Here is a 26,002-nt window from a genome sequence, read left to right on the forward strand (position 1 = left end):
AGTTGCTTCAATGAGTTTGACCGAGCTGTTGGCCATTCTGGGCGGCGTGGTGCTGGCCGGGGTGGTGGCTCATGGGGCCTGGGTGGCCCGCAAGGCCGGACCGCGGCGCGCCAGCCCGCAGATCGAGCCGTCCCTGCACGCGGGCGCCCCCTCGGCCGCCGAGCGGCAGGAGCCCGATATGGCGCAAGCCCAGGCCGCCGTGGCCGAGCCCTTCGCGGCACCGGGCGGCGCGCCGGAGCTGGCGCAAGGCGAGCCCGGCGCGGGCCGGCCGGTGCGCAAACCCTCCACTCGCATCGATGCCCTGATCGACGCGATCGCCAGCATCACGCTGGAGGGCCCGGTCAGCGGCGAGATGGCCCTGGCCCATTTGCCGGGCAGCCGTCGCGCGGGCACCAAGCCCTTTCATATCGAGGGCTTGAACGTTCTCAATGGCGAATGGGAACTGCCCCTGCCCGGCCAGCGCTACAGCGAGTTCCAGGCCGGTCTGCAGATGGCCAATCGCAGCGGTGCGCTCAACGAGATCGAGTACAGCGAGTTCGTGCAGAAGCTGCAAGCCTTTGTCGATGCCATCGGCGGCTTTGTGCAGTTCCCGGACATGCTGGACGTGGTGGCCCGCGCCCGCGAGCTGGATCAGTTTGCCGGCGAGCATGATGCCCAGCTGGCCGTACGTCTGCGCTGCCGCGAGGCCGCCTGGACCCTGGGCTATGTGCAGCAAGTGGCCTTGCGCCATGGCTTTGTGCCCGGCGCCGTGCCCGGCCGCCTGGTGCTGCCCGCCGCCGAGGAGGGCCTGCCCCCGGTGCTGACCCTGGGCTTTGAAGCCCAGGCGGCCCTGGCCGAAGACCCCCAGGCCTCGGCCCTGCGCGAGCTGACCCTGAGTCTGGATGTGCCCCAGACGCCCGAGTCCGCCGAGCCCTTCGCCGCCTGGCAGGAGGCCGCGCGCGCTCTGGCGCGCGACTTCGAGGCCGAGCTCTGCGACGACCGCGGCTACCCGCTCAATCTGCATGCCTTCCCGGCCATCGACGAGGGCCTGCGCGGTCTCTATCGCGCCCTGGCCGAGCGGGACTTGGCGGCGGGGTCGCTGGCCGCGCGGCGCCTGTTCAGCTGATCTGCGCCTTGCGGGGCGCCGCAGGGGCGCGGGTACACTGAGCTCTGATCCACGACCCCAGTGCTGCCCTTGACTACAAGCCTCCTGCTGATTGCCCTCCTGATTGCCTGCAGCGCCTTCTTCTCGATGGCGGAGCTTTCGCTGGCGGCCTCGCGGCGCCTCAAGCTCCAGCAACTGCTCGACGATGGAGATGCAAGGGCGGCGCGGGTGATCGCGGTACAGGAGCAGCCGGGGCACTATTTCACCGTGGTCCAGATCGGTGTGAACACCGTGGCCATCTTGGGCGGTATCGTGGGCGAGGGCGCGTTCACGCCCCACTTCGCCGGCCTGCTGGCCTATGTGCTGCCCGAGGAGCAGGCCCAGAATCTGGGCTTTGCCCTATCCTTCATGTGCATCACGGCGCTCTTCATCGTGATGGCCGATCTGGTGCCCAAGCGCCTGTCCATGAATGAGCCCGAGCGCGTGGCCCTGGCCCTGATCGGTCCCATGTCGGGCCTGGTGACCCTGCTCAAGCCCCTGTCCTGGGGCTTCAACGCCATCAGCGATCTGCTGCTGCGCCTGATGGGCCAGCCCGCGGCGCGTGATAACAGCATCACCCACCACGATATCCTGGCCATGACCGAGGCCGGCAATCTCGCCGGCGTGGTGGCCGATGCCGAGCAGCAGGTGATCGAGAACGTGTTCGAGCTGGACACGCGCACGGTGGAGAGTGCGATGACCACGCGCGAGCGCATCGTCTTCCTGAACCTGGATGAGGACGATGCCCTGATCCGCACCCGCATCGCGGAGTCGCCGCACAGCACCTATCTGGTCTGCGACGGCGAGATCGACCGGGTGGCGGGCTATGTGGATTCCACCGATCTCTTCCAGCGCGTGCTGCGCGAGGAGGCCATCAATCTGCGCACCTGTGCCGATCTGGTGAAGAAGGTGCTGATCGTGCCCGACCGCCTGACCCTGGCCGAGGTGCTGGTTCAGTTCCGCGAGAAGCTCGAAGACTTTGCCGTCATCGTCAACGAGTACAGCCTGGTGGTGGGTGTGATCACGCTCAATGATGTGATGAGCACCGTGATGGGCTCGCTCGTGGCCAGCCATGACGAGGAACAGATCGTGCGCCGCGAGGACGGCAGCTTCCTGGCCGATGGCGTGACACCCATCCCCGATGTGCAGCGCGCGCTGGAGATCGAGGCCTGGCCGCATGCGGGCCAGTACGACACCCTGGCCGGCTTCCTGATGGTCATGCTGCGCCGCATTCCGCGCCGCACCGACCAGGTGCAGTGGGAGGGCTGGCGCTTTGAGGTGGTGGACGTGGACAGCCACCGCGTGGATCAGGTGATGATCACCCGCGTGCAGCCGGAAAGCCGTGCGGGCTAAGTTCGCTTCAGCGCCCCAGCTCCTGGGGCGCAGTTTCGCCAAACAGAGAGGCACGGAACTCCGGTGCCGTACCGCCTTGCTCGCCGTGGGCCCACATCAGCAAGGCCTCTGAGGACATGGGGCGGGCATAGAGGTAGCCCTGCAGCTCATCGCAGCCCAGCTTGACCAGCCATTTCTGCTGGCTCTCACGTTCGACACCCTCGGCGACCACTCGCAGATTCAGAGCGTGGGCCAGGCGCAGGATGGCATCCACCATGGTCAGGGCGCTGGAGTTGGTGTCGATCTCGGCGACGAAGCTGCGGTCGATCTTGAGCTCCTTGGCCGGTAGCTGGCGCAGATAGGCCAGGCTGGAGTAGCCGGTGCCGAAATCGTCGATAGAGAGATGCACACCCAAGTCGCCCAGGGCGCGGAAGGTTTCCTGGGTGGCATGGGTGTCCTCCATGGCCACCGACTCGGTGATCTCGCAGGTCAGCAAGGAGGGCTGGATGCGGTTTTCCTGCAATGCCGTGCTGATGCGCTCGACGATATCCGCCTGACGCATCTGCTGGGCCGAGAGGTTGATGGCCAAGCGCATGCGCAAGCCCTGCTCGCGCCAGGATCGGGCCTGCAGGCAGGCGGCCTTGATCACCCAGTTGCCCAGATCCCGCATCAGCCCAAAGCGCTCGGCGATGGGGATGAAGACCGCGGGCGAAATGACCCCGCGACTGGGGTGATTCCAGCGCAGCAGGGCCTCGGCCGCCGTGATCTGGCCGCTGCGCGCATCGATCTTGGGTTGGAAATAGAGTTGCAGCGCATCGCGTTCAATGGCCTGGCGCAGCTCGGCCAGCAGCTCGATCTGCGCCCGGGAGTCGCCGTCCATGCTGCGGTCGTAGAAGCTGAAGCTGGAACCACCCAGGCGCTTGGCTTGCTGGGCGGCGAGCTCGGCACAGGCCAGCAGGCGGCTGGCGGCCCCGTGTTCGGGATAGAAGGCAATGCCGGCCGAACAGGACAGGGAGATGGCCCGCCCCCCCGAGGCAAAGGGCTGGGACAAGAGCTGTAGCAGGCGCCGTGCCCGTGCGCCCACCTGCTCCATATCGCCGGCCTGAGGTATCAGCAGGGCAAACTCATCGGCGCTCACCCGTCCGACGAATTCGTCCTTGGCGCATTCACGACGCAGGCGCTCGGCCGTCTCACGCAGCAGGGTGTCGCCCAGCTCGTGGCCGAAGGCCGTGTTCACCGAGCGAAAACCATCGAGATTGAAGACCATTGCGGCCATGGGAATGCCGCTGCGGTCGGCCTGCATGGCCTGCAGTGCCAGCTGCTGCTCGACGCCATGGCGGCTGGCCAGCTCGGTCAGCGGATCCAGCAGCTGCTGGCGGCGCAAGGTATCGGCCGCAGTGCGGGCGGCCATGCCATGCCGCAGGGCCAGCTTGAGCACCAGGGCCAGGGCCAGGGGCACGGTGAGCAGCAGCCACAGCAGGTCGGCCTGCAGCCACGCTGCGGGTGCCGGTGCGCTCAGCGGGGCCAGAGCAGGCGGGCCGATCAGCAAGACGGGCAGACTCAGGGCCGCCAAGGCCGGCCATGAGAGCTTGCCCAGAACCGGATAGCGCTGGCGCTGGCGCAGCAGCAGCAGCCCCAGGCTCTGCAGAAAAGCCAGCAGCAGGGGCCAGAGCCAGTCTTTGGGACTTGCCGGCCAGGCCTGGGGTTCAGCCAGCAGACGCGGCAGCAGGGCTGCCATGCACAGGGCCAGGCTGCTGAGCAGGGCCAGGGCCAGTCGTGCAGCATGGCCCGATTTCACCGATGTATTCGCCCGCGCCATGGACACGGCGGCTATGCAGGCCAGGGCGGCCAGGGCGGCCAGGCCCAGCGCCTTCCATCCCTGGCCCTGCTGCGGCAGGGGCAGCCCCAGCCACAATGGCCACCACAGGGCCAGGCTCAGCAGCAGGGTGCCCGCCGCGGTGCCCAGCCGGCTTTCATGGGGAAGCCTGTCAAGGGCCAGGGCACCCAGCCAAGCCAGCCAGAGGCTGAGCGCGAGGCAGATGAGTTGCGGGACGAGGGGGCTGGCATCTGGCATGAGTGCGGGCGCCGACGGGGAGTTGGCTGCAGTCTAGCCCCAGAAACGGCCCGAGCTCAGCTGTGATTTGCCCTTGGCAGGGTGCAGCGTGATATTTGCCTGCCGCGGCTGCGCCACAATTCCGCCCCATGACGATCACCGATTCCGGGGCGGCCCGCGCACGCGCCGCTGCACTGCGCGAGCTGCTCAACCACCACGCCCATCTCTACTACGTGCTGGACGCGCCCAGCCTGCCGGACGCTGAGTACGACAAGCTCTTCCAGGAACTGCAGGCCCTGGAGGCCGCGCATCCCGAGCTGCTCACGCCCGACTCCCCCACCCAGCGCGTGATCGGCCGCGTGCTGGACGGCTTCAGTCCGGTGCGCCATGCGGTGCCCATGCTCTCCATTCGTACCGAGACCGACACCAGCCCGGCCGGGGCCGAAGCCTTTGACGCTCGGGTGCGGCGCGAGCTGGGCCTGGGGCCCGAGGCCCCCGCGGTGGAGTACGCCGCCGAGCTCAAATTCGATGGCCTGGCCATCAATCTGCGCTATGAGCGGGGCGTGCTGGTGCAGGCCGCCACGCGCGGCGACGGCGAGACCGGCGAGGATGTCACGCAGAACATACGCACCGTCAAGCAGATCCCGCTGCGCCTGCGCGGCGAGGCGGCGGCCGCGGCCGTGATCGAGGTGCGCGGCGAGGTCTATATGCGCCGCGATGACTTCGAAGCCCTCAACGAGCGCCAGCGCGCCAAGGGCGAGAAGACCTTTGTGAACCCGCGCAATACCGCTGCGGGCGCGGTGCGCCAGCTGGACCCGGCCGCGGCGGCAGCCAAGCCGCTGAGTTTCTTTGCCTACGGCCTGGGCGATGTGCAGGGCTGGGAGATTCCGCCCACCCATGCCGGCCTGCTGGACGCCCTGCAGGCCTTTGGCCTGCCGGTCTGCGAGCACCGCAGCGTGAGCGCAGGGGCGGCCGGCCTGGTGGCCTTCCACCAGGCCATGGGCGCGCTGCGCGACTCGCTGCCCTTTGACATCGACGGCATCGTCTACAAGGTCAACAGCCGCGCCCTGCAGCAGCAGCTGGGCTTTGTGACCCGCGAGCCGCGCTGGGCGGTGGCGCACAAATACCCGGCCCAGGAGCAGGTGACGCGGCTCAACGCCATCGAGATCCAGGTGGGGCGCACCGGCAAGCTCACCCCGGTGGCCAAGCTGGAGCCGGTCTTTGTGGGCGGCACCACGGTGAGCAATGCCACCCTGCACAATGTCTTCGAGCTGCGCCGCAAGGGCGTGCGTGTGGGCGACCAGGTGATCGTGCGCCGTGCCGGCGATGTGATTCCCGAGATCGTCGGCAAGCTCGAGGCCGTCCGCGAGCCTTACGTGCCCAACTTCCGCATGCCCGCCCTGTGCCCGGTCTGCGGCAGCGCGGTGCTGCGCGAGAAGGGCGGCATCGACCACCGCTGCAGCGGTGGCATCTTCTGCCCGGCCCAGCGCAAGCAGGCCCTGCTGCACTTTGCCGGACGCCGCGCCATGGACATCGAGGGCCTGGGCGACAAGCTGGTGGACCAGCTGGTGGACGGCGGCATCGTGCTCAGCCTGCCCGGCCTCTACAAGCTGGGCGTGGCCAAACTGGCGGCCCTAGAGCGCATGGCCGAGAAGAGCGCGCAGAACCTGGTGGACGCGCTGGAGGCCAGCAAGCGGCCGCCGCTGGGGCGCTTTCTGTTTGCCCTGGGCATACGCCATGTGGGCGAGACCACGGCCAAGGACCTGGCGCGGCATTTCGGCACCCTGGAGGCCCTGATGCGCGCCAGCGTCGAGCAGCTGCTGGAGGTGCCGGATGTGGGCCCCATCGTGGCGGCCAGCGTGCACGCCTTCTTTGCCCAGCCCCATAACCGCGAGGTGGTGGAGCAGCTGCTGGCCGCGGGCGTGCAGCCCCAGGAAAGCCAGGGCCAGGCCGACGAGCGCCCGCGCCCCCTGTTGGGCAAGACCCTGGTGCTCACCGGCACCCTGCCCACGCTCTCGCGCGATGCGGCCAAGGAACTGATCGAGAACGCGGGCGGCAAGGTCAGCGGCTCGGTCTCCAAGAAGACCCACTATGTGGTGGCGGGCGAGGAGGCCGGCTCCAAGCTGGACAAGGCCCGCGAGCTGGGCATCACCGTGCTGGACGAAGCCGGGCTGCAGACCTTGCTGAGCGAGGGCGCTGACTGAGGCTGGCTGGGCGGGCTCAGGAACCGCCCAGCGCGGCCGGCTGAGCGCGCAGCTTCAGCAGCCCCAGGGCCAGGGCCGTGCCCAGCAGCACGATGGCGCAGCCGCCGGCCATGGTCCAGGTAAAGGCTTCGGACAGGAACAGCCAGCCCCAGACCACGGCAAAGCCGGGGATCAGAAAGGTCACGGCAATGGTGTTGCTGGGGCCGATGCGGCTCATCAGCCGGAAGTAGAGGATGTAGGCCACGCCGGTGCACAGCAGGGCCAGGCCGGCTGCGGCAGCCCAGGCGCCGGCGCTGGGCAGGGCTTCGGGGCGCAGCCACAGGGCCGGGCCGGCCAGCAGCAGGGCGGCGCTGAACTGGCTGCCCGTGGCAACCGCCAGGGGGCTGCATGCGCTCAGCTGCCGTTTGGTGTAGCTGGCCGCAATGCCATAGCACAAGGTGGCCAGCAGGCAAGCCAGCACCGCCCAGCCGCTGCCGCCCGGCTTGAAGCTGGCTTGCTCCCAGGCCAGGAAAACCACGCCGGCAAAACCCAGTGCCAGTCCCATGATGCGGCTGCCGTTTAGACCCTGGCCCAGCCAGATCCAGGCCACGATGGCGCCCCATAAGGGCGTGGTGGCATTGAGGATGCTGGACAGGCCGGCGCTGATGGACAGGGCCGCATAGCTGTAGAGGGCAAAGGGCAGGGCGCTGTTGAGCAGGCCCACCACCAGCAGCGCGCGCCAGTACTGCCTCAGCTCCCCCAGGCCCTGGCGCATTGCCAGCAGGGGCAGCAGCAGCAAGCTGGCGCCGGCCACCCGCAGCGCCGCCAGCGGTATGGCACCAAACTCATGGGCGCCCAGGCGCATGAACAGGAAGGACGCCCCCCAGATGGCGGCCAGCAGCAGCAGCTCGCCCAGATCCAGACGCTTGATCATGCGACGCGCCGCTCCGCTTGGAAGTGCGCGCCCTCCAGGCGCAGCAGCGCCTGCTTTCGCGCCAGTCCACCGGCATAGCCGGTGAGCCTGCCCCGGCTGCCCAGCACGCGATGGCAGGGGATCAAGATGCTGATGGGGTTGCGGCCCACGGCGGCGCCCAGGGCCCGTGCTGCCTGGGGGCGCCCCAGTTGCCGGGCCAGTTCGCCGTAGCGGCGGCTATGGCCGGGCGGGATCTCCAGCAGGCTCATCCAGACCGTGCGCTGGAAGACCGTGCCCTGCGGGTCCAGGGGAATGCCGTCCAGGGCCAGGCCTTGCCCCGCGAAATAGGCGTCCAGGCGCGCCTGAAGGGTTGAGCGCCAGGGGTGGTCGGGCTGGGGCCGCGCCGCCAGGGTGCCAGGGTGGTGGCGCTGGGCATCAAACCACAGGCCACGCAGCCCGCTCTCGCCCACCAGGGCGCTCAAGGGGCCCAGGGGCGTGTCCAGGCGAAATTGCTGCAACTCGGGGTTCATCACTTGTCCTTGTCCTTGTCCTTGATGGGGCGTGACGCCATGGCGGCCTGGCGCCAGAGCTGGAGCACCGCATAGCTCCGATAGGGCTGCCAGTCTTGAGGCATGGTGCCGGCGGGCAGCTCGGCCAGCTGCTTGCGTAGCACCACATCGCCGGGGGGAAAGACGTCCGGCCAGCTCCAGCCGCGCATCAGCATATAGGCGGCCGTCCAGGGGCCGATGCCGGGCAGGGCCACCAGCTCGGCATGCGCGGCCTCGAACTCGGCCTGGCCGCCGGCCTCGCCCGCATAGCGCAGCCGGGGCCATGCGCGGGCCAGGGCGATCAGGGCCTCGGCGCGGCGGCGGATGATGCCCAGCTCGGCAATGGCCTCCACCGGCGCCTGAGCAATGGTTTCGGGCAAGGGAAAGAGCCGGTCCACGCCGGGCGCGGCCTGGCCGGCATCCAGCGACGTGCCGAAGCGCTGCACAAAGCGCGCGCCCAGGGTGCGGGCCGCGGCCACCGTGACCTGCTGGCCCAGCACGGCACGCACGGCCAGCTCGAAGCGGTCGGTGCAGCCGGCTAGGCGCAGGCCCGGCGTGGTCTCGGCCAGATCGCCCAGGCGGGTGTCGATGGCGGCGGGTTCGGCATCCAGGTCCAGCCAGCGCCGCACCAGGGGAATCAGGCTGGCGGCCGTGCCCCAGACCGCCGCGCAGGGCGAGAGCAGCAGCACCGGCTGGGCCGTGTCGAAACGCACGACCACGCGCCCGGCATGCACCCGCCCGCCATGGCGGATGCGCAGGCTGCGGCTGACCGTGCGCTGAGCCAGGTCCACCGTCTCGATACCGGGAATGGCTCGCGCCGCCAAAAACTCCAGCAGGGCCTCCACCGCATAGGGCGGGCGGTACGCCAGGCGCAGGGCCGGTTCACCGCAGGCGGTGGCCACCGGCGGGGCGCCGCGGCGCAGGGCCGAGGGTTGCAGCCGGTACTGCTCCACAAAGGCGGCGTTGAAGCGCCGCAGGCTGCGAAAGCCCGCGGCCGCCGCCACCTCGGTGATGGGCTGGGCGCTGTCGGCCAGCAGTTGCTTGGCCAGGAGCAGGCGGCGGGTCTGCAGGTATTGCAGGGGCGAGACGCCGTGCTCGGCCGCGAAGATGCGGCGCAGATGCCGGTCGCTGATGCCCAGGCGCCGCGCCAGGTCTTCCACCGACTCGCTCTCGCCGCCCTCCAGCAGGGCGGCAGCCTGGCGGGCCAGGGTGCGGGAGGCGTCCATCACGCTCCAGCGCAGGGGGGCGGCCGGCGCCATCTCGGGACGGCACTTCAGGCAGGGGCGGAACTGTGCCGCTTCGGCCTGGGCCGCGCTGGCAAAGAAGCGGCAGTTGTCGCGGCGGGGCGTGCGAACCCGACAGACCGGCCGGCAGTAGATGCCTGTGGAGGTGACGCCGACAAACCACAGGCCGTCAAAGCGGGCATCGCGCGCCTGCAGCGCCGGGTAGCAATGCTCGGGGTCCAGGGCAGGGGAGTCGCTCGCGTCCATGATGGCTTCATCATAGGCGCGACCCGAGGGGCGGACTGGCCGGATCCGGACATCTCGTCCGGCCGCTCCTCCTCAGGGGCGCAGGTACTGCTGCTGCAATTTGGCCACGCTGCCGTCCGCCTGCAGCTGCTGATAGGCCTGGACCCAGCGCTGGGCCTCGACCTCCGAGAGCGCCAGGGAGGCGCCCATATAGAGCGTGGCCTCGCCCAGGGTGGCGTGCACCTGGAATCGCTGGCGCTCGTAGCCGTACTCATCGATGGCGGCATTGAGCATCGGCGCGCCGGCATAGATCGCGCTGATGGCATCGATGTGCAGCAGACGCAGCAAGTCCTTGTAGTCCCGCGCTTCAATCACCTCGGCAAATCCCTCGGCGCGCAGATTGTTGATGATGGGTGAGCCGCGGAGCACGCCCACGCGCTGCGTGCGCAGCTGCTCCAGGGTTTGTGCGGGGCGTCCGCTCAGGCCCACCAGGCTGTAGCGCACCGTCATCAGGGGCACCAGCCAGCGAAACTGTGTCTCGCGGTCCGGTGTGCGGGCCAGGGGAAAGATGCCGTAGTGCTGACCTTCTCGCGTCATCTTCACGGCCCGCGCCCAGGGGTAATAGCTGACTTCGGCGGGCCGGCCGAGTTTCTCCGCCATGCGGATGGCGAGCTCGTGGGCGTAGCCCTGCGCGCCCTTGGGGCCGACCCAGGCGAAGGGTGGCAGATCCCCGGCCACCCAGGCCAGCCCGCGCTCGGGTGCGGGCAACGGGTCGCGGGCTTCGGCAGGGCCCGAGATCAGACCCAGCCCCAGCATCACCAGGGCCAGGCGCTGTGCAAGCCGGAATCGATTCATGCCATGGCTCGGCAAGGACCGACCGGATCTGAGGCCGGTTGCGGGCCGCCAACTCCCCTATCGGCCGCAGTGTAGCGCCAGGCCCGATCCAGCCGCCAATCCCCGTCTACATGGACTTGAACAGGTGCACATAGGCCCGGCTGACCGGCAGTTCGCGCTCTTGGCCCCGCATGCGCAGGAAAAGGCGGCTGTTGGCATCGCGCCGGGTGCTGGCCAGATGGGCCATATTGATCAGTGTCGAGCGATGCACCTGCACGAACTGGTCCGGGTCCAGCTGGGGCAGCAAGTCCACGATGGGCGTGCGTATCAGGTACTCGGCCTCGGCCGTCTGCACCACCGTGTACTTGTCGTCGGCATGGAAGTAGAGCACCTGCTGCACATCGATCTGGTGGGTGATGTCGCCCTGGCTGGCCCGCAGCCAGCGCAGGCGGGGCGCGGCGCCGGAACCTGCGGCCGGGCCCTGGCTCAGGGCTTGCAGCGCCTGCAGGGCCTGGGCCAGCTGGGCGTCGCTGCCGCTCGTCGGCGGCTGTTCCATGCGGGCGCGCAGCCGCTCCACGCAACGGGCCAGTCGCTCCGTCTTGAGCGGCTTGAGCAGGTAGTCCAGGGCCGCCGTCTCGAAGGCCTGGACGGCGTACTCGTCATAGGCCGTGACGAAGACGACCCGGGTGTCGCCCTCGATGCCTTGCGCCACTTCCAGTCCGGTGAGTCCGGGCATCTGGATGTCCAGAAAGGCCAAGTCGGGCTGAAGCTCGTTGATCTGCGCCGCCGCTTCATCGCCGTTGCGGGCCATGGCAATGATCTGCAGCTCGGGCCAGAGCGTGGCGAGCTGGTTCTTGAGGTATTGGGCCAGATGGGGCTCGTCGTCGGCAATCAGGGCGCGGGGCATGGTCTCTTTGTTGTGGGAGGTGATGTGGTGTGGCGGCGGTCTCAGGTCCGGTACAGCGGCAGGTTCAGGCGGGCCATGGTGCCGCCCTGCGGGCGCGGTTCCAGGCTGAGCCGGGCGGCTTGCCCGTAGCGGGACTGAAGTCGCGCCCGGATGTTATCCAGGGCGATGCCATTGCTGCCGCGCCGCGGTCGGCGGGCGGCCGCTTCCAGACCCAGGCCGTCATCCTCCACGCAGATGTCCAGGCGCCCGTCCTGCTGCCGCGCATGGATGCGCAGGCAGCCGCCCTCGGCCTTGGGCTCCAGACCATGGTGAATGGCATTCTCCAGCAGGGGCTGCAGGAGCAGGGGTGGCATGGGGGTGCCGCGCAAAGCGGGGTCCACCTCGATCTCGAAGCGCAGCCGCTGGTCCATGCGGGTCTGCATCAGCTGCAAATAGGCCTGGGCCAGGTCCAGCTCCTCACCCAGCTTGCCGTCCTCGCGGCGCAGCTGGCCCAGGCTGCTGCGCAGATAGTCGGTGAAGGACTCCAGCATCTGCTTGGCGCGCAGTGGCTCCTCGTCCATCAGGCAGTGCACATGAGCCAGGGTGTTGAAGAGGAAGTGCGGCTCGATCTGGGCCTGCAGGGCCTTGAACTGTGCCTCGGTGGCGCGCAGGGCCTCGGCCTGGCGGCGCTCCCGCCACCAGAAGATCAGGCTGGCGGCGGTGGTCGCCACCAGGGAGGTGAGCAGGAATTCTTGCAAGACGGCGGGCTTGTTGAGCAGCCGGGTCCAGAGGTCGATCTGCAAAAGCGTGCCCAGCAAGCTCAGGCCGATGAAGAAACCCAGCACCACCAAGACAAGGTTCAGCCCGCCATGCAGCAGGGCCGCCCGCCAGCCGCGATCGGCATTGATGCGATCGAGCGTGGACTCGGGCAGCAGGCGCTCCAGCGCGCGGTAGCCCGCGAAGATCACCAGGGACACGCAGCCAGCGATCACGAGGTTCTCGAACAGGGCCCAGGCCCAGGCGCGGGCATCGCCGAGCTGATGGCGGTTGGCCAGACCGGCCACGCTCAGCGCCAGGCCGACCAGCAGCGCAATGCTCAGGGGTACGCACAGCTGAGCCCACAGGGGCACATCACGTTGCTTGTAGAGCTTCCAGCTCAGGCGCCAGGCCTGGCGCAGCTGCTGGGGGATGGACGTCGGCGCGGGGGTGTTCATGGGGGCGCAGTGTAGGCAGACCCTGTTTGGGGGCCATTGGGGGCGCGACGAATGGACGAGCGGCGCGACGAACGGCGAGCGGCCGGGATGGGGGCTGGGCATGCTCCCCGTGAATAAGGGCCGCGGCTGTCTTGAAGCCGTGTCGGGACTGTCGCGCCAGCTGCCTACAATCCGCGCGGAAATTCATCTTCGCAGCAAGGAAACTCATGCAAGTCCACGCCTCCATCTTCAAGGCCTATGACATCCGCGGTGTTGTGGGTCAGACCCTGGACGAGACCCTGGCCGAGCACCTGGGCCGGGCCTTCGGCACTGAAGCCAAGCTGGCCGGCGAGAAGGCCGTGGCCGTGGGCCGCGACGGCCGTCTCTCGGGCCCGGGCCTGGTGGCCGCGCTGGTTCGCGGCATCCAGTCCACCGGTCTGGACGTGGTGGACATCGGCGCCGTGACCACGCCCATGCTGTACTACGTGGCCGCCACCCGCGGCAAGCATGGCTGCAACTCCGGCATCCAGGTCACCGGCAGCCACAACCCCAAGGACTACAACGGCTTCAAGATGGTGCTCAAGGGCGCCGCCGTCTACGGCGAGCAGATCCAGGGTCTGCGTCGCCGCATCGAGGCCGAGGACTATGCGACGGGCCAAGGCCGCGTGGGCCAGATGGATGTGCTGGCGGAGTACAGCCACCGCATCGTCAAGGACTGCAAGCTCAAGCGCCCGCTCAAGATCGTGGTGGACTCGGGCAACGGCATTCCCGGCGCTTCCTCGCCCGCCATCCTGCGCGCCCTGGGCTGCGAGGTGATCGACATCTATTCCAAGGTGGACGGTGACTTCCCCAACCACCACCCGGACCCCAGCCGCCCCGAGAACCTGGAAGACCTCAAGCGCATCGTGCACGCCACCGATGCCGATCTGGGACTGGCCTTCGACGGCGACGGTGACCGCCTGGGCGTGGTGACCAAGGACGGCGAGATGATCATGCCGGACCGCCAGATCATGCTCTTCGCGGCCGACATCCTCTCCCGCAAGCCCGGCGCCGAAATCATCTTCGACGTCAAGTGCACGCAACGCCTGGCCCCCTGGATCCGCGAGCATGGCGGCAAGCCCCTGATGTGGATGACCGGCCACTCCCTGGCCAAGGCCAAGCTCAAGGAAACCGGCGCCCCCCTGGCCGGCGAGCTCTCGGGTCATATCTTCTTCGCCGAGCGCTGGTACGGCTTTGACGACGCCATGTACACCGCGGCCCGTCTGCTGGAGATCCTCTCGCGCTCGGCCGACCCCAGCGCCGTGCTCCAGGCCCTGCCCACCAGCTTCAACACGCCCGAGATCAATGTGCCCTGCGCCGAGGGCGAGCACCACGAGGTGGTCAAGCAGCTCAAGGAGATCGCCGAGTTCCCCGGCGCCGCCGAGATCGTCACCATTGACGGCCTGCGCGTGGAATACGCCGACGGCTTCGGCCTGATCCGCCCCTCCAACACCACGCCGGTGCTGGTGCTGCGCTTTGAAGGCCACACGCAGGAGGCGCTGGAGCGCATCCAGCACGATATGCTGGCCCAGCTCAAGCGCGTGAAGCCGGACGCCACCTTTGCCGCTTCGGCCCATTGAAGCAGACCCTGGCCCGCGGCCTCTATGGCTGGGCCCTGCGCTTGGCCACGCCGCTCTACCTGCTCAAGCTCTGGCGGCGCGGTGCGGCCGAGCCCCTGTACCGGGCGCATTGGGGCGAGCGGCTGGGCCTGTATCGCGGGCCGGCGGCCGAGCCGGGACGGCTGTGGCTGCATGCGGTCTCCCTGGGTGAGACCCGGGCGGCGGCGCCCCTGATCGCGGCCCTGCGCGCCGAGCGCCCGGGCCTGCGCCTGCTGCTCACCCATGGCACTGCCACCGGGCGCGAGGCCGGTCAGGCCCTGCTGCAGCCGGGCGATGCCCAGGCCTGGTTGCCCTATGACACGCCCGGCGCCACGCGGCGCTTTCTGCGCCACTGGCGGCCCGCCGTGGGGGTGCTGATGGAAACCGAGATCTGGCCCAGCCTGCAGCACAGCGCCCGCCGCGCGGGTCTGCCCATGGTGCTGGCCAATGCCCGCCTGTCCGAGAAAAGCCTGCGTCAGGGCCGGCGTCTGGCCGCCCTGATGCGGCCGGCGGCCGGCGCCCTGAGCCTGGCCCTGGCCCAGACCGAGGCCGATGGCCAGCGCCTGGCCCAGGCCGGCGTGCCGCGCTGGGAGCGGTCCGGCAATCTCAAATACGATCTGCGGCCCGATGAAGCCTTGCTCGCGCGTGGCCGGGCCTGGCGTGCGGCCCTGGGACGGCCGGTGCTGCTGGGCGCGGTGACGCGCGAGGGCGAGGAGATCGCCCTGCTGCGCGCCTTCCAGCGCCGCTACGCCGAGCGCTCAGGCGCCGAGCGGCCGCTGCTGCTGATCGTGCCGCGCCACCCCCAGCGCTTTGACGAGGTGGCCGGCCTGGTGCAAGCGCAAGGCCTGAGCCTGGCGCGCCGCAGCGCCTGGGGCGAAACGCCGCCGCCCGAGGCGGCCCGCGCCGAGGTCTGGCTGGGCGACAGCCTGCGCGAGATGTCGCTCTACTACGGCCTGGCCGATCTGGCCCTGCTGGGCGGCAGCTTTGCGCCCCTGGGCGGCCAGAACCTGATCGAGGCGGCGGCCTGCGGCTGCCCCTTGCTGATGGGCCCGCACACCTTCAATTTCGCCGAGGCCGCGGAGCTGGCCCAGCAGGCCGGCGCCGCCCGCCGCGTGGCCGATCTGGACGAGGCCCTGGCTCAGGCGCAGGCCCTGCTGGGCGAGGCGGGCGCCGAGCGCAGCGCCATGGCCCAGGCCGCGCAGCAGTTCGCCGCGGCCCACCGTGGCGCGGCCAAGCGCATGGCCGCGCGCATTCTGGAGCTAATGCCGGCCTGAAGCTGGGGGCCGGCGGGGGCCTCAGACCACCCGCAGGCGCGGCGCGCCCTCGGCCGGGCGCTCGTCCAGTACCTCGCCGATCTCGGCGGCGTAGTCAAAGCCCTCGCGGCGGAACAGGGCCAGCACCTCGTCCACGGCCTCGGGGGCGCAGGAGACGAGCAGGCCACCGCTGGTCTGCGGGTCGCTGAGCAGGGCGCAGTCTTCGGCGGCAAAGCCCTCGGGCAGGGCGATCTGGCTGCCGTAAGAGGCCCAGTTGCGGCCCGAGGCGCCGGTCACAAAGCCCTGGCCGGCCAGGGCGCGCACGCCCGGCAGCAGGGGCACGCGCGACCAGTCGATGCGCAGGGCCAGGCCGGCGCCGCGCGCCAGCTCCAGGCCGTGGCCACCCAGGCCGAAGCCGGTGACATCCGTCAGGGCGTGCACGCCCTCCAGCGCCGCCAGGGCCATGCCCGGGGTGTTGAGCTGGGTGGTGCTGGCCAGCATGCGGGCATAGCCCTCGGAATCCAGCTGCTCCTTCTTCAGCGCGGCGGAGAGCACACCCACGCCCAGGGCCTTGCCCAGGATCAGGCGGTCGCCGGGCCGCGCATCGGCATTGCGCTTCAGGCGCTTGGGGTGGACCAGGCCCAGGGCGACCAGGCCGTAGATGGGTTCCACCGAGTCGATGGTGTGGCCGCCGGCAATCGGGATGCCGGCCGCGGCGCAGACTGCCTGGCCGCCGGCCAGGATGCGGCCTATGGTCTCGGGCGGCAGCACATTGATGGGCATGCCCACCAGGGCCAGGGCGAAGATGGGGCGGCCGCCCATGGCGTAGACATCACTGATCGCATTGGTCGCGGCAATGCGGCCGAAGTCATAGGGATCGTCCACGATGGGCATGAAGAAGTCCGTGGTCGCAACCAGGGCCTGTTCCTCATTGAGCTGGTAGACGGCGGCATCGTCCGCGGTCTCTATGCCCACCAGCAGCTCGGGCGGCACCAGGCCGCCCACACCGCTGTTCTTCAGGATTTCGGACAGCAGGCCCGGAGCGATCTTGCAGCCGCAGCCGCCACCATGGGACAGGCTGCTGAGACGGGGGACGCTGGCTTGGGAGGGGGACGATGTGGCGCTCATGGCGCCGCATCATAGGTCAGGCCATGGTCTTGAGCTTGCGGTAGAGCGTGCTGCGGCCTATGCCCAGCTGGCGGGCGGCTTCGGAGAGATTGCCGGCCGCGGCCTGCACCGCCGCGGCAATCGCCTGTTGTTCGGCCTCGCGCAGGCTGAGATGGCTCGTCGCCGAACCTGTGGCACGGTTGGGGGCCGCTGGCACGGCCACCGGCGCTGGCGTGGCAGCAGGGGCCGCTGGCGCGGGCGACGGAGCGGGGGTGTGTCGCGGCTCGGGCCCAGCCGCGGACCTGGACTGCCATGGTCTGGCCAGACTGAGCTTGGCCCAGCAAGGCGCGGCGGCCAAGCGGGTCTGCAGACAGACGGGCTCGGTACAAGTCGCCAGCAGGCCCAAGCCTGTGTCGAAAAGGCTGGACACGGTCTCGCGCCGCAGCGCCATGGGGGTGAGTCCCAGCAGCGTGGCCGCCTGCCGGTTGCAGCCGAGCACCCGGCCATCGTCGTCAAGAGCCAGCAGCCCCTCGGCCAGCGTGCCCAGGCCCGAGGCCAGTGCATGCAGATGCAGTCGGTGGCTGTGGCGGAACTGTTCGGCAAAGCACTGGGCTTCGATCAGCCGGGCGGACATGCCGGCCAGGGCCAGGGTGTGGGGGTGGTAGGAGCGCTTGTCGCCCGAGACATCGATCACGCCCAGCAAGGCACCCTTGTGATCAAAGATGGGTGCGGCCGAGCAGGTCAGGAAATGCATGGCACGCAGGTAATGCTCCTGGCCATGGACCAGGGTGGGCGCCTCGGTCATCAGCGCGGTACCCACGGCGTTGGTGCCCTTGTCGGCTTCGGCCCAGAGCGCGCCCGGCGCCAGGGCCACCTGGTCGGCGCGCTGCAGAAATCCGGGGTCGCCCAGGGCGTGCAGCACGCAGCCACTGGCATCGGTGAGCAGCACCATGCTCTGCCCATGCATGAGTTGCTCGTAGAGCAGCTCCATGACCGGCAGGGCCTGGGCGCAAAGACGGGCATTGCGCTGCTGCAAGTCGCGCAAGGCCGAGGGTGCCAGCCTGTGCAGATCGGCCCCGGCCTCGCTGCGCAGACCAAAGGCACGGCAGCGCTCGTGCGAGGCCATGATCTGGTGACCATGCCGTACATCCAGCGGGGGACGTGGGGCACTCGGTGCGGTCGGGCTGTTGGGGACGGCAGGCATGCTGGCTCCCTGTGGGGCGGGCGAGTTGCCGAATATGGCGCAAGCCGCCCGGGCCTGACAAGCGGGAAAACAGCCGATTTCTCGCGGGCGCTGGCCGTCCTGGGGTCAGGCGTTGCTGGTGGAGCGGACTTCCGCGAGGGTGCTGACCCCGCTCAGCACCTTGATGATGCCGTCCTGGCGCAGGGTGCGCATGCCTTCGCTCAGGGCGCAATGCTGGATGTCCTCGGCGCGCGCACCGGTCTGGATCAGGCGGCGCACGTTCTTGGACACCGTCAGCAGCTCATGCAGACCCGCTCGACCCTTGAAGCCGGTTTGGTCGCATTGCGCACAGCCGGGGCTGTGGTAGTGCTGGAGCTGGCCCTTGTCGCCGTACTGAGCCTGCCATTCGGCTTGAAGCGTGGCGCGATCGCCGCGCTGGTCCTTGGGGAAGACATGGAGGTAGTCTTCCAGCAGTTCTTGCAGCTGCGCGTCGCTCATGGGTTCGGCCTTGCGGCAGTGCGGGCACAGGCGCTTGACCAGGCGCTGGGCCAGCACCGCCAGCAGGGAGTCCGCAAAGTTGAAGGGGTCCATGCCCATGTCCAGCAGACGCGTCACCGTCTCGGGCGCGCTGTTGGTGTGGAGGGTGGAGAGCACCAGGTGCCCGGTCAGCGAGGCTTCGACGGCGATATGGGCGGTCTCCTCGTCGCGGATTTCGCCCACCATGATCACGTCCGGATCGGCACGCAGGAAGGCGCGCAGCGCCTTGGCGAAGGTCCAGTCGATCTTGGGATTGACCTGCACCTGACGCAGGCCCTGCTGGGTGATTTCGATGGGGTCTTCCGCCGTCCAGATCTTGCGGTCCGGGGTGTTGATATGGCCCAGTGCGGAGTGCAGCGTCGTGGTCTTGCCGGAGCCCGTGGGCCCCACGCAAAGCACCATGCCGTAAGGCCGGCTGATGGCCTGCTTGAGCGCCTCGAGATTGGCGGGGCTCAGCCCCAGCTTGTCCAGCGGCAGGGGGCGCGCCGAGGACAGCAGGCGCATCACCACATCCTCCAGACCGTTGGTGGTCGGGATGGTGGCCACGCGCAATTCCAGCTTGTGCTGGCTGGAGAAGCGCGCGAAGTTGATCTTGCCGTCCTGCGGTTTGCGCCGCTCGGAGATGTCCAGATCGCACATGATCTTGATGCGGGCGATCATGGCGTTGCGGTAGGTGTGGGGCAGCTCCAGATAGGGCTGCATCTGCCCGTCCTTGCGAAAGCGGATTCGGACCTTCTCGCGCCCCGGATAGGTCTCGATATGGATGTCTGAAACACCCTGGGCATGGGCCTCGATGATCATGGTGTTGATCAGGCGCACGAGGGAGTTGTCGGACTGCTCGACCTGGGCATCGTCATCGCGGACGGTGCTTTCATGGCTGTCGCGCTCCAGGCTCTCGATCAGCTTGTCGGCGTTGTCGAGCTGAAAGTCCAGGGCGAGCGCGGGAATGCGCAGATCACTGGGCGAGGAGGCGCCAGCCGTCGTGCCGCTGCCAAAGCGGTCGTAGACCTGGGGCAGGGCAAATTGCAGGGTGCCGACCTTGGTGAGGGTGGGCACGACCTTGAGCTGGGAGATGAACTCCACCTCGTCGATGGCGTCGCGGCGTGTGGGGTCTTCCATGGCCACGATGAGCTTGCCCTCGCGCAGCACCAGGGGCAGGACCTCCAGGCGCTTGGCCACCGCATAGGGCAGGGTATGTACCGCCTCCGCCTCCACCGGGAAATGTTCCACGTCCACCAGTGGGTAGCCCATCTTGCGCGCCAGGGCCGACTGCAGCTGCTGGCGCGTGATCACCCCACGCCGCACCAGCAGCTGGCCCAGGGGCACGGACCGGTCTTCACGCTGCTGTGCCAGCGCCTCGTCCAGCTGCTCCTGGGTTACCAGCTCCAGTGCCAGCAGGGCCTCTCCGATGCGCACCATGGGCATCTTGGCTTGTTGCTCAATGGCCTGCATCAGCTGCGCCGAGCTGACCACCTGCTTGGCCACCAGGATGTCGCCCACCCGACGGTTGCGCAGCTCGCTCTGTTCGCGCGCCGCCGCCTCGATCTGGTCGGCGGAGGCCGCGCGATCGCGCACCAGCAGTTCGCCCAGACGCTCGCCGAGTTCAAAGCCGGCCAGCACCTCACGGGGGACGAAGATGCGCTGCACCGAGTCATCGCTGTCTGAAACCGGTGCGAAAAGATAAAGGCCGTTGTCGTCCTGGTAATGGCCGATGGTGACGCCCTCTAGCTCGCTACCGCCGAGATAGCTGAGACGGAATTTATTGCGAGGGCGTTGATCCAGGCTCAGCGCATCACCGGGATCAAGCTGTGTGGGCGGTGTGGCCGGCACGGGACGCAGCAGTTTGATGGCCCGGAACTGCGAGAACTTCAGGGGCATCGCGCTGCGGGCGGGGGGGACATTGATATGAGCCAGGCGCTCGCCGATCGCCATCAGCACCACATGGCCCACGGTGCGGCTATTGTTCAGGCCCAGGATCTCGCAGGGCTCGGGGGCCGTCTGCGGCTGGGGCTGGGGGTAGGCGGTGTAGGGTGGCGTGGGCCACTGGAACTGAGCGTCTCCCATTGCCGAGCCTGCCGCATCAGGATCCTGGGCCTTGGCATAGGGCCAGTTCAGGGGGGCTGACGGGTCGTGCATCGGGATCTTCTCCGGGTTGACGGGCTCGGGGCCTACAGGCCGGCAGCGAGCGTGAATTTCTGGAACCGTTCTCGGCTTGCAGCTTAGCGCCTTTGCATGGCACAGCATCCGCAGAAGAGCCGGGCCCCACCCATGCTGATGCCCGCTGCCCGCTGGGGTGTGGCAACTTTGTCACGCTGCGGCGCTCCGTCGGCCGGCGTCCCGGCCTTTACACGCTTGCTAGCATCGGGCCCATGACTTCCAGCTCTGTCCCCAGTCTTCTGCTCACCGGCTTCGAACCCTTTGGCGGTGAGACGCTCAATCCCTCCTGGGAAACTGCGCGTGCGCTGGATGGCGAGCTGCTTGAAGGGGTGCGCGTCAGGGCCTGGCAGCTGCCCTGCGTCTTCGGCGCGGCCCTTCGCTCCCTGGATCAAGCCCTGGCTGCGCATTCGCCACTGCTGGTTCTGGCCCTGGGGCAGGCCAGTGGGCGGTGCGACCTGTCGCTCGAGCGTGTGGCGATCAATGTGGACGACGCCCGCATTCCCGACAACGCCGGAGCGCAACCCGTGGATGAGCCGGTGCTCGCGACGGGGCCGGCGGCGTATTTCTCGACCCTGCCCATCAAGGCCATGGTGGCCGGGCTGCGCGCGGCGGGGATTCCGGCCTCGGTCTCGCAGACGGCCGGTACCTTTGTCTGCAACCATGTGTTCTATGGGCTTCAGCACCGCCTGGCAGGCAGCGCGGTGCGCAGCGGCTTCATGCACATCCCGCCGCTGCCCGAGCAGGCTGCGCGCTTTCCGGGGCAGCCCAGCCTGCCCCTGAGCACCCTGGTGGAGGGCACAAGGCTGGCGCTGAGTCTGGCCCTGCGCACCCAAGAGGATGTGCGCGAGCAGGGCGGCGCCATCGCCTGAGTCGGTTCAGCCCTCTGACTCGTCGCTGTAGCGGCGCCAGCGCTCGCTGGCACGTCGCATGAGCTGCACCTGCTGCGCGAATCGAGGGCAGGCCCGGCAGGCCAGCATGTGCAGGCGCAGGGCGAGGCGCTCATGCCAGCTCAGGGCACGGTCCTCGGCTTGGAGCACCAAGCTCGTAACCTCGCGGCAGTTTTTCTTGAACAGGGACATATCGGTGCGGGGCGCTTGCGAAGGCTCAAGAGCGTTGAAGAGGCTGGGCAAACCAGTTCAGCTGCAAGCATTCGCGCAGGCGTAGCCGGGCGCGATGCAGCATGACCCAGAGATTGGTCGGGCTGATGCTCAGGACCTTACAGATTTCCTCGGTGTCGAGTTCCAGCCATTCACGCATCATGAAAAGTCGGCCCTGCTGGCCGGGCAGATGCTCCACACAGGCTTCCAGCACCTTGATGAACTCCAGCTGGCGCAGCGCAGCCTCGGGATCGCCCCAGTCCTGTGGCGCCTCGCGCCAGTGACCGTCCGGCATGAAGAGGGCGTCATCCAAATCCTGATCATCTTCGGGCGTGATGCTGATTTCGCGCCGGCGGCTGCGGATCTGGTCCACCAGCTTGTGCTTGAGGATGCCGATCAGCCAGGTCTTGAGCTGGGACTGGCCGGCAAAGGCCTGGGGCCTCTCCAGCGCGGCGAGCAGGGTCTCGGAGACCGCGTCTTCGGCCCACTCGGGGTTTCGCAGCTGCAGCCGTGCAAACTTGAGGAGCTGGGGCCTGAGAGCTTCAAGCGCCTTGGCGAAATCGCTCATGAACCGGGCGCTGGGTGAGCAGCGCGAAAAAATGGTGGAGCGCAGTGTAAGGACTCCGCGGGGCTTGGCGACAGAGACTCGGGTCGGCCATCATCGAGATGCCGATCATTCCCAACCCCTAGCTTTTGCAACAGGAGATCCCATGAGCAACCGCACTTCGCAAATCCTTTCTTCGGCCTTCGCTGCCGCACTGACCCTTGGTCTGGCCCAGACGGCTGTCGCCCAGGACAGTGGCAAGGAAAAATGCTACGGCATCGCCAAGGCCGGTCAGAACGATTGCGCCAACCTCAGTGGAACCCACTCCTGCGCCGGTCAGGCCAAGGCGGATATGGCCCCCGACGAGTGGAAGTACGTGCCCAAGGGCAGCTGCAAGAGCATGAAGGGCATGACGGCCGATGAGGCCAAGGCCAAGCACGGCGGCAAGAAGTAAGCAGGCGACCGGAGCCCTCCGCATGCACACAAGCCCCACGCCCCGGCCGCCGCAGGCCGGCATAGGCTGGCGTCAGCCGCACTATGCCGCGCTGATGGCGCAGCGACCCGCCCTCGGCTTTATCGAGGTGCACTCGGAGAACTTCTTTGCCGAGGGTGGGGCGGCCCTGCAGGTGCTGGAGGCGGGGCGGGCCTGCTACCCGGTGAGCCTGCATGGTGTGGGGCTCTCCCTGGGTTCGGCCAGCGGTCTGGATGCAGGGCATCTGGAGCGTCTGGCTCGCCTGGTGGAGCGCATCGAGCCGGTCCGTGTTTCGGACCATGCCAGCTTTGCCTGCGTGGGTCCGCGCCACGGGCAGGATCTGCTGCCCATCGCCTTTACCGAGGCCAGCCTGGACCTGATGGTGACCCATGTGCAGCAGGTGCAGGAGCGGCTGCGTCGGCCTCTGCTGGTGGAGAACCTCAGCGCCTATCTGGCCTGGGAGGACGATGCCCTGGCGGAGCCGGAATTCTTCAACGCGCTGGTACTGCGCAGTGGCTGCCAGCTGCTGCTGGATGTGAACAATCTGGTCGTCAACGCGCTCAACCGGGGCCATGACCTGGATGCGGCACGTGAATGCGCCTGCGCCTGGATCGACACCCTGCGCCCGGACTGTGTGGCCGAGATCCATCTGGCTGGACATAGCCGGCAGCAGGGGCTGGTGGTCGATGATCATGGCAGTGCAGTCCATGCCTCGGTCTGGGCCGTCTACCGTCATGCCCTGCGTCGGGTGGGCGCCCAGCCCACCCTGATCGAGCGGGACAACAATATTCCGGCACTTGAAGAGTTGCTTCAGGAGGCTGCCGAGGCGGACGCCATCGCCGCTCAGGAGCTGCTGCCATGAGCCCGCCGCGCGAAGCCGTGGATGCCGAGATGCAGCGCCAACAGGCCCTGCTGGCGGCCGTGGACAGCGGGCAGCTGCTCGGCTTTGCGCCGGGCCGCGCGCCGCGGGCCCTGGGCGTGCAGGTCTCGGCACAGTCGGGCTTGCTGGCCTACCGCCGCAATGTGCAGGCCCTGGCTGAGCGCGCCCTGGCGGCCGTCTATCCCAGGCTGCAGGCCGAGTTGGGGCTGCCCGACTTTGCGGCCATGGCCTGGAGCTTCTGGCGCCACCATCCGCCACGCAGCGGTGACCTCGGTGATTGGGGCCAGGCCTTGCCGGCTTACCTGGCCTCGCAGCCCGGCATGGATCTTGAGCTGGTGGATCTGGCACGCCTGGAATGGGCCTGCCACTGCGCCGAGCGTGCGCCCGATGTCAGCCCTGCGCCCGAAACCCTGGCCGCTCTGGCCGCCGCACCCGAGCGTGTCTGGTGCGCCCGTCTGGCCCCGGGCATGCAGTGGCTGGCACCCGACCGGCTGGTGTGGCGCAAGGGCTGGCGCGCGCGCAGCATGAGCCTGGCCGAGCAGCCTGCCGTGCTGTTTTTCCTCAGGCAGCTGATGGTGAATCCGGTTCTGACCATGGCCCTGGAGGCATGCCTGAGCCGGCATCCCGAGTTCGACATGGGTGCCTGGCTGCAGCAGGCACTGTCCGAGGGCTGGCTGCTGGGGCTCGACGAGGCGCCCTGCGCGCAAGAAAGCACATGATGAAGACCGTTTTGACAAGCCTGTGGCAAGCCGCCTGCGATGCCGGCCTGGAGCGCCCCCGCCAGATGGCCGCCGCACCGGCCGCGTTGACGAGCCAGCTGCGTTGGCTGGCCTTGCTGCTGGCCCGGCTCCATGTGGCGCAGGTCTTTCTTCTATCGGGCCTGAGCAAGCTGCGCGACTGGGAGATCACCCTGGCCCTTTTCCAGGACGAGTACCACGTGCCCCTGCTGCCGCCCGAGCTGGCGGCTTGGCTGGGCACAGCTGGCGAGTTGCTGCTGCCGGTTCTGCTCATCCTGGGCCTGGCCACGCGTTTTGCGGCGGCCGGGCTGTCGGTGGTGAATGTGGTGGCGGTGCTCAGCCTGGCCGAGATCGCGCCGGCCGCCCTGCTGGGCCATCAGCTCTGGGGGACGCTGCTGCTGGCCCTCTTGCTGTGCGGCGCGGGCCGCTGGTCGGTGGACGGCTGGCGGGCCGGCCTCACTCGCGGGGCTGGAACCTGATGATCAGATGGGGCGGCACGCGGCCGTCCACATCGCGCGGCAGCGTCTCGGTCTTCTCGATGGCGCGCAACACGGCCTTGTCCCACTCGGAGTCGCCGCTGCTCTTGAGCAGTCGGCTGCTGATGATGTTGCCGTCGGGGGCGACCCTCAGCTCCGCCTCGGCCACCGGATTGCCCAGGCCCGAATCGCTGTAGATGATGTTGGGCCGGATGCGGGCCTTGATGCGGCCGGCATAGCTGGACGAGGGGCCGGCGCTCTGCAGGGCCGTGCCGGTGGCATTGGGAGCGCCGCTGGCGCCGGCCATGCCCTGGATGCGCCGCAGGTTCTCCTGGCGCTGCTTCTCCAGCGCCGCCTCGGCCTTCTTGGCGTCCTGCTTGGCCTTTTCTTGCTTGGCCTTGTCCAGCTTCTCCTGCTTGGCCTTTTCCTGGCGGGCCTGTTCTTCCTTCTTCTCCTTCTCGGCCTTCAGGCGCTCTTCGCGAGCCTTCTTCTCCTTGAGCTCCTGCTCGCGCTGCTTGCGCTCGGCCTCTTCCTCGGCGCGCTTCTTGTCTTCGAGCTTTTTCTTCTTCTCGCGCTCGGCAGCGATCTCGGCCTCGCGCTGCTCCTGCAGGCGTTGCTGCTGCTCGATGCTGGGATCGGGGCGCGGCGGCTCGGGCACGGGCTTGGGCGGCTCGGGCTGAGTCTCCGGCGGAGGCGTCTCCTCGCGGGGGGCGGCGGCCACGGGCACGGCGGCCCAGAGCTCGGCCTCGATGGCCGGCTCGATCTGGCTGCGCCAGTTCAGGCCGGCGGTCAGGCCCAGCAGCAGCAGTCCATGCGCAAGCAGGGCCAGGGCGATGCCGCGGCCCAGCCCTGGGCTTGGCGGCGGGCGCAAGGGATCATGTGGCACGGCGAAGGCGCTCATCTGCGGAACCGCTCGTTCTCTGTGGCTATTTGTCCGAAGCTCGGCGGCCTCAGCCGCCGCTGCTGGCGCCGGTCTTGACGGCCAGGCCCACCTTGGGAATGCCGGCACTCTGCAGCGCATCCATGACCTTGACCACGGCCTCGTACTTGACGGCCTTGTCGGCTGAGATCACCACGGGCGAATTCTCCTTGCCGGCCTGGGCCTGCTTGACGCGGTCGGCTAGGCGGTTGAGTTGCACGGCCTCGGGCTCACCCTTGTCGATCTTGAGCCTGAGCGTTTCGTCGCTGCCCACGATGACATGGATCACCTGATCGGGCTGCTGGCGACTCTTGCCCACGCTGGGCAGGTCCACCAGACCGGTGGTGATCAGCGGGGCGCTGACCATGAAGATGATCAACAGCACCAACATCACGTCGATGAAGGGCACCATATTGATCTCGTTGATGGTGCGGCGGCGGCCACCGCCGCGGGAGCTCATCGCGGGCAT

24 protein-coding genes are annotated in these 26,002 nt (G+C 68.7%); 10 read left to right on the forward strand and 14 right to left on the reverse strand.

Annotation, left to right across the window (positions count from 1 at the left end):
- Positions 1 to 10 precede the first annotated feature (10 nt).
- Positions 11 to 1,105, forward strand: a complete 1,095-nt coding sequence (locus tag DFR39_RS10350; protein ID WP_133603490.1) for a cell division protein FtsZ — start codon at positions 11 to 13, stop codon at positions 1,103 to 1,105.
- Between the two features lie 63 nt (positions 1,106 to 1,168).
- Positions 1,169 to 2,476 carry a polyamine export protein PaeA gene (gene paeA, locus DFR39_RS10355; RefSeq protein ID WP_133603766.1) on the forward strand — a complete coding sequence of 436 codons (1,308 nt, stop codon included), beginning with the start codon at positions 1,169 to 1,171 and terminating at the stop codon, positions 2,474 to 2,476.
- A gap of 7 nt (positions 2,477 to 2,483) precedes the next feature.
- Here the strand turns inward: paeA and DFR39_RS10360 are convergent, their stop codons facing one another.
- Positions 2,484 to 4,529, reverse strand: a complete 2,046-nt coding sequence (locus DFR39_RS10360; protein ID WP_133603491.1) for a putative bifunctional diguanylate cyclase/phosphodiesterase — start codon at positions 4,527 to 4,529, stop codon at positions 2,484 to 2,486.
- A gap of 128 nt (positions 4,530 to 4,657) precedes the next feature.
- Between DFR39_RS10360 and ligA the strand changes: the two genes are divergently transcribed.
- Entirely contained in the window at positions 4,658 to 6,712 is a 2,055-nt protein-coding gene (ligA, locus tag DFR39_RS10365; RefSeq protein WP_133603492.1) for an NAD-dependent DNA ligase LigA, read from the forward strand.
- Between the two features lie 16 nt (positions 6,713 to 6,728).
- On the opposite strand, the gene DFR39_RS10370 is transcribed toward ligA, so the two are convergent.
- From DFR39_RS10370 to DFR39_RS10395, 6 genes are all read right to left on the reverse strand, one after another.
- Positions 6,729 to 7,625, reverse strand: coding sequence for a DMT family transporter (locus tag DFR39_RS10370; protein WP_409847242.1), 897 nt, complete (start codon positions 7,623 to 7,625; stop codon positions 6,729 to 6,731).
- Positions 7,622 to 8,134: a methylated-DNA--[protein]-cysteine S-methyltransferase gene (locus tag DFR39_RS10375; RefSeq protein WP_211343846.1), complete on the reverse strand. Its 513-nt coding sequence runs from the start codon at positions 8,132 to 8,134 to the stop codon at positions 7,622 to 7,624. The genes DFR39_RS10370 and DFR39_RS10375 overlap by 4 nt, the downstream gene beginning before the upstream one ends.
- Entirely contained in the window at positions 8,134 to 9,642 is a 1,509-nt protein-coding gene (locus DFR39_RS10380; protein ID WP_133603494.1) for an Ada metal-binding domain-containing protein, read from the reverse strand. The genes DFR39_RS10375 and DFR39_RS10380 overlap by 1 nt, the downstream gene beginning before the upstream one ends.
- 72 nt (positions 9,643 to 9,714) lie before the next feature.
- Positions 9,715 to 10,476, reverse strand: a complete 762-nt coding sequence (locus tag DFR39_RS10385) for a substrate-binding periplasmic protein (RefSeq protein WP_133603495.1) — start codon at positions 10,474 to 10,476, stop codon at positions 9,715 to 9,717.
- Positions 10,477 to 10,582: 106 nt separating this feature from the next.
- The gene (locus tag DFR39_RS10390; protein ID WP_133603496.1) at positions 10,583 to 11,362 is read right to left on the reverse strand and encodes a LytR/AlgR family response regulator transcription factor; all 780 of its coding nucleotides are present in this window, start codon (positions 11,360 to 11,362) and stop codon (positions 10,583 to 10,585) included.
- 41 nt (positions 11,363 to 11,403) lie between these two features.
- Complete coding sequence (locus DFR39_RS10395) at positions 11,404 to 12,555, reverse strand: sensor histidine kinase (protein WP_162849486.1); 1,152 nt, start codon at positions 12,553 to 12,555, stop codon at positions 11,404 to 11,406.
- 206 nt (positions 12,556 to 12,761) lie between these two features.
- Between DFR39_RS10395 and DFR39_RS10400 the strand changes: the two genes are divergently transcribed.
- Both DFR39_RS10400 and DFR39_RS10405 read left to right on the forward strand, forming a co-directional pair.
- Positions 12,762 to 14,153: a phosphomannomutase/phosphoglucomutase gene (locus tag DFR39_RS10400; protein WP_133603498.1), complete on the forward strand. Its 1,392-nt coding sequence runs from the start codon at positions 12,762 to 12,764 to the stop codon at positions 14,151 to 14,153.
- The gene (locus DFR39_RS10405) at positions 14,150 to 15,445 is read left to right on the forward strand and encodes a 3-deoxy-D-manno-octulosonic acid transferase (protein WP_133603499.1); all 1,296 of its coding nucleotides are present in this window, start codon (positions 14,150 to 14,152) and stop codon (positions 15,443 to 15,445) included. The genes DFR39_RS10400 and DFR39_RS10405 overlap by 4 nt, the downstream gene beginning before the upstream one ends.
- 21 nt (positions 15,446 to 15,466) lie before the next feature.
- Here DFR39_RS10405 and selD read toward each other — a convergent pair whose 3' ends face one another.
- The 3 genes from selD to DFR39_RS10420 all read right to left on the reverse strand — a co-directional run bounded on the left by selD (position 15,467) and on the right by DFR39_RS10420 (position 20,387).
- Positions 15,467 to 16,552: a selenide, water dikinase SelD gene (gene selD / locus DFR39_RS10410; RefSeq protein ID WP_133603500.1), complete on the reverse strand. Its 1,086-nt coding sequence runs from the start codon at positions 16,550 to 16,552 to the stop codon at positions 15,467 to 15,469.
- Between the two features lie 16 nt (positions 16,553 to 16,568).
- Positions 16,569 to 17,735: a helix-turn-helix domain-containing protein gene (locus tag DFR39_RS10415; RefSeq protein WP_133603501.1), complete on the reverse strand. Its 1,167-nt coding sequence runs from the start codon at positions 17,733 to 17,735 to the stop codon at positions 16,569 to 16,571.
- A gap of 105 nt (positions 17,736 to 17,840) precedes the next feature.
- Positions 17,841 to 20,387, reverse strand: coding sequence for a GspE/PulE family protein (locus DFR39_RS10420; RefSeq protein WP_336622256.1), 2,547 nt, complete (start codon positions 20,385 to 20,387; stop codon positions 17,841 to 17,843).
- A 233-nt stretch (positions 20,388 to 20,620) separates the two neighbouring features.
- Between DFR39_RS10420 and pcp the strand changes: the two genes are divergently transcribed.
- Positions 20,621 to 21,277 (forward strand): pyroglutamyl-peptidase I, encoded by a 657-nt coding sequence (gene pcp, locus DFR39_RS10425; protein WP_133603502.1) that lies wholly within the window; start codon positions 20,621 to 20,623, stop codon positions 21,275 to 21,277.
- A 6-nt stretch (positions 21,278 to 21,283) separates the two neighbouring features.
- On the opposite strand, the gene DFR39_RS10430 is transcribed toward pcp, so the two are convergent.
- Together DFR39_RS10430 and DFR39_RS10435 are read right to left on the reverse strand one after the other, a co-directional pair.
- Positions 21,284 to 21,487, reverse strand: a complete 204-nt coding sequence (locus DFR39_RS10430; RefSeq protein ID WP_133603503.1) for a zf-HC2 domain-containing protein — start codon at positions 21,485 to 21,487, stop codon at positions 21,284 to 21,286.
- 25 nt (positions 21,488 to 21,512) lie between these two features.
- Positions 21,513 to 22,073, reverse strand: coding sequence for a sigma-70 family RNA polymerase sigma factor (locus DFR39_RS10435; protein WP_133603504.1), 561 nt, complete (start codon positions 22,071 to 22,073; stop codon positions 21,513 to 21,515).
- 142 nt (positions 22,074 to 22,215) lie between these two features.
- On the opposite strand from DFR39_RS10435, the gene DFR39_RS10440 reads away from it, so the two are divergent.
- The 4 genes from DFR39_RS10440 to DFR39_RS10455 all read left to right on the forward strand — a co-directional run bounded on the left by DFR39_RS10440 (position 22,216) and on the right by DFR39_RS10455 (position 24,617).
- Complete coding sequence (locus DFR39_RS10440) at positions 22,216 to 22,503, forward strand: BufA1 family periplasmic bufferin-type metallophore (RefSeq protein ID WP_133603505.1); 288 nt, start codon at positions 22,216 to 22,218, stop codon at positions 22,501 to 22,503.
- A 22-nt stretch (positions 22,504 to 22,525) separates the two neighbouring features.
- Entirely contained in the window at positions 22,526 to 23,383 is an 858-nt protein-coding gene (gene bufB, locus DFR39_RS10445) for an MNIO family bufferin maturase (RefSeq protein WP_133603506.1), read from the forward strand.
- Entirely contained in the window at positions 23,380 to 24,120 is a 741-nt protein-coding gene (locus DFR39_RS10450) for an HvfC/BufC N-terminal domain-containing protein (RefSeq protein WP_133603507.1), read from the forward strand. Before bufB ends, DFR39_RS10450 begins: the two co-directional genes overlap by 4 nt.
- Before the next feature lie 65 nt (positions 24,121 to 24,185).
- Positions 24,186 to 24,617: a DoxX family protein gene (locus DFR39_RS10455; protein ID WP_133603769.1), complete on the forward strand. Its 432-nt coding sequence runs from the start codon at positions 24,186 to 24,188 to the stop codon at positions 24,615 to 24,617.
- Here the strand turns inward: DFR39_RS10455 and tolA are convergent.
- A complete protein-coding gene (gene tolA / locus DFR39_RS10460) occupies positions 24,595 to 25,515 on the reverse strand; it encodes a cell envelope integrity protein TolA (protein WP_133603508.1) in 921 nt (306 codons plus the stop codon). The genes DFR39_RS10455 and tolA overlap by 23 nt on opposite strands.
- A gap of 49 nt (positions 25,516 to 25,564) precedes the next feature.
- Positions 25,565 to 26,002 (reverse strand): protein TolR, encoded by a 438-nt coding sequence (gene tolR / locus DFR39_RS10465; RefSeq protein WP_133603509.1) that lies wholly within the window; start codon positions 26,000 to 26,002, stop codon positions 25,565 to 25,567.

Origin of the sequence: Roseateles asaccharophilus, assembly GCF_004362405.1 — a bacterium.
Classification (GTDB): domain Bacteria; phylum Pseudomonadota; class Gammaproteobacteria; order Burkholderiales; family Burkholderiaceae_C; genus Kinneretia; species Kinneretia asaccharophila.

Excerpts from the sequence above, each read along its gene's own strand:
- DFR39_RS10420 (WP_336622256.1), bottom strand. The coding sequence starts at position 20,387 with ATGCACGACCCGTCAGCCCCCCTGAACTGGCCCTATGCCAAGGCCCAG.
- DFR39_RS10435 (WP_133603504.1), bottom strand. The coding sequence starts at position 22,073 with ATGAGCGATTTCGCCAAGGCGCTTGAAGCTCTCAGGCCCCAGCTCCTC.
- DFR39_RS10395 (WP_162849486.1), bottom strand. The coding sequence starts at position 12,555 with ATGAACACCCCCGCGCCGACGTCCATCCCCCAGCAGCTGCGCCAGGCC.
- DFR39_RS10360 (WP_133603491.1), bottom strand. The coding sequence starts at position 4,529 with ATGCCAGATGCCAGCCCCCTCGTCCCGCAACTCATCTGCCTCGCGCTC.
- selD (WP_133603500.1), bottom strand. The coding sequence starts at position 16,552 with ATGAGCGCCACATCGTCCCCCTCCCAAGCCAGCGTCCCCCGTCTCAGC.
- DFR39_RS10350 (WP_133603490.1), top strand. The coding sequence starts at position 11 with ATGAGTTTGACCGAGCTGTTGGCCATTCTGGGCGGCGTGGTGCTGGCC.
- pcp (WP_133603502.1), top strand. The coding sequence starts at position 20,621 with ATGACTTCCAGCTCTGTCCCCAGTCTTCTGCTCACCGGCTTCGAACCC.
- DFR39_RS10375 (WP_211343846.1), bottom strand. The coding sequence starts at position 8,134 with ATGAACCCCGAGTTGCAGCAATTTCGCCTGGACACGCCCCTGGGCCCC.
- DFR39_RS10455 (WP_133603769.1), top strand. The coding sequence starts at position 24,186 with ATGGCCGCCGCACCGGCCGCGTTGACGAGCCAGCTGCGTTGGCTGGCC.
- DFR39_RS10370 (WP_409847242.1), bottom strand. The coding sequence starts at position 7,625 with ATGATCAAGCGTCTGGATCTGGGCGAGCTGCTGCTGCTGGCCGCCATC.
- DFR39_RS10400 (WP_133603498.1), top strand. The coding sequence starts at position 12,762 with ATGCAAGTCCACGCCTCCATCTTCAAGGCCTATGACATCCGCGGTGTT.
- DFR39_RS10385 (WP_133603495.1), bottom strand. The coding sequence starts at position 10,476 with ATGAATCGATTCCGGCTTGCACAGCGCCTGGCCCTGGTGATGCTGGGG.
- DFR39_RS10390 (WP_133603496.1), bottom strand. The coding sequence starts at position 11,362 with ATGCCCCGCGCCCTGATTGCCGACGACGAGCCCCATCTGGCCCAATAC.
- DFR39_RS10430 (WP_133603503.1), bottom strand. The coding sequence starts at position 21,487 with ATGTCCCTGTTCAAGAAAAACTGCCGCGAGGTTACGAGCTTGGTGCTC.
- tolR (WP_133603509.1), bottom strand. The coding sequence starts at position 26,002 with ATGCCCGCGATGAGCTCCCGCGGCGGTGGCCGCCGCCGCACCATCAAC.
- ligA (WP_133603492.1), top strand. The coding sequence starts at position 4,658 with ATGACGATCACCGATTCCGGGGCGGCCCGCGCACGCGCCGCTGCACTG.
- tolA (WP_133603508.1), bottom strand. The coding sequence starts at position 25,515 with ATGAGCGCCTTCGCCGTGCCACATGATCCCTTGCGCCCGCCGCCAAGC.
- DFR39_RS10415 (WP_133603501.1), bottom strand. The coding sequence starts at position 17,735 with ATGCCTGCCGTCCCCAACAGCCCGACCGCACCGAGTGCCCCACGTCCC.
- DFR39_RS10380 (WP_133603494.1), bottom strand. The coding sequence starts at position 9,642 with ATGGACGCGAGCGACTCCCCTGCCCTGGACCCCGAGCATTGCTACCCG.
- bufB (WP_133603506.1), top strand. The coding sequence starts at position 22,526 with ATGCACACAAGCCCCACGCCCCGGCCGCCGCAGGCCGGCATAGGCTGG.
- DFR39_RS10450 (WP_133603507.1), top strand. The coding sequence starts at position 23,380 with ATGAGCCCGCCGCGCGAAGCCGTGGATGCCGAGATGCAGCGCCAACAG.
- DFR39_RS10440 (WP_133603505.1), top strand. The coding sequence starts at position 22,216 with ATGAGCAACCGCACTTCGCAAATCCTTTCTTCGGCCTTCGCTGCCGCA.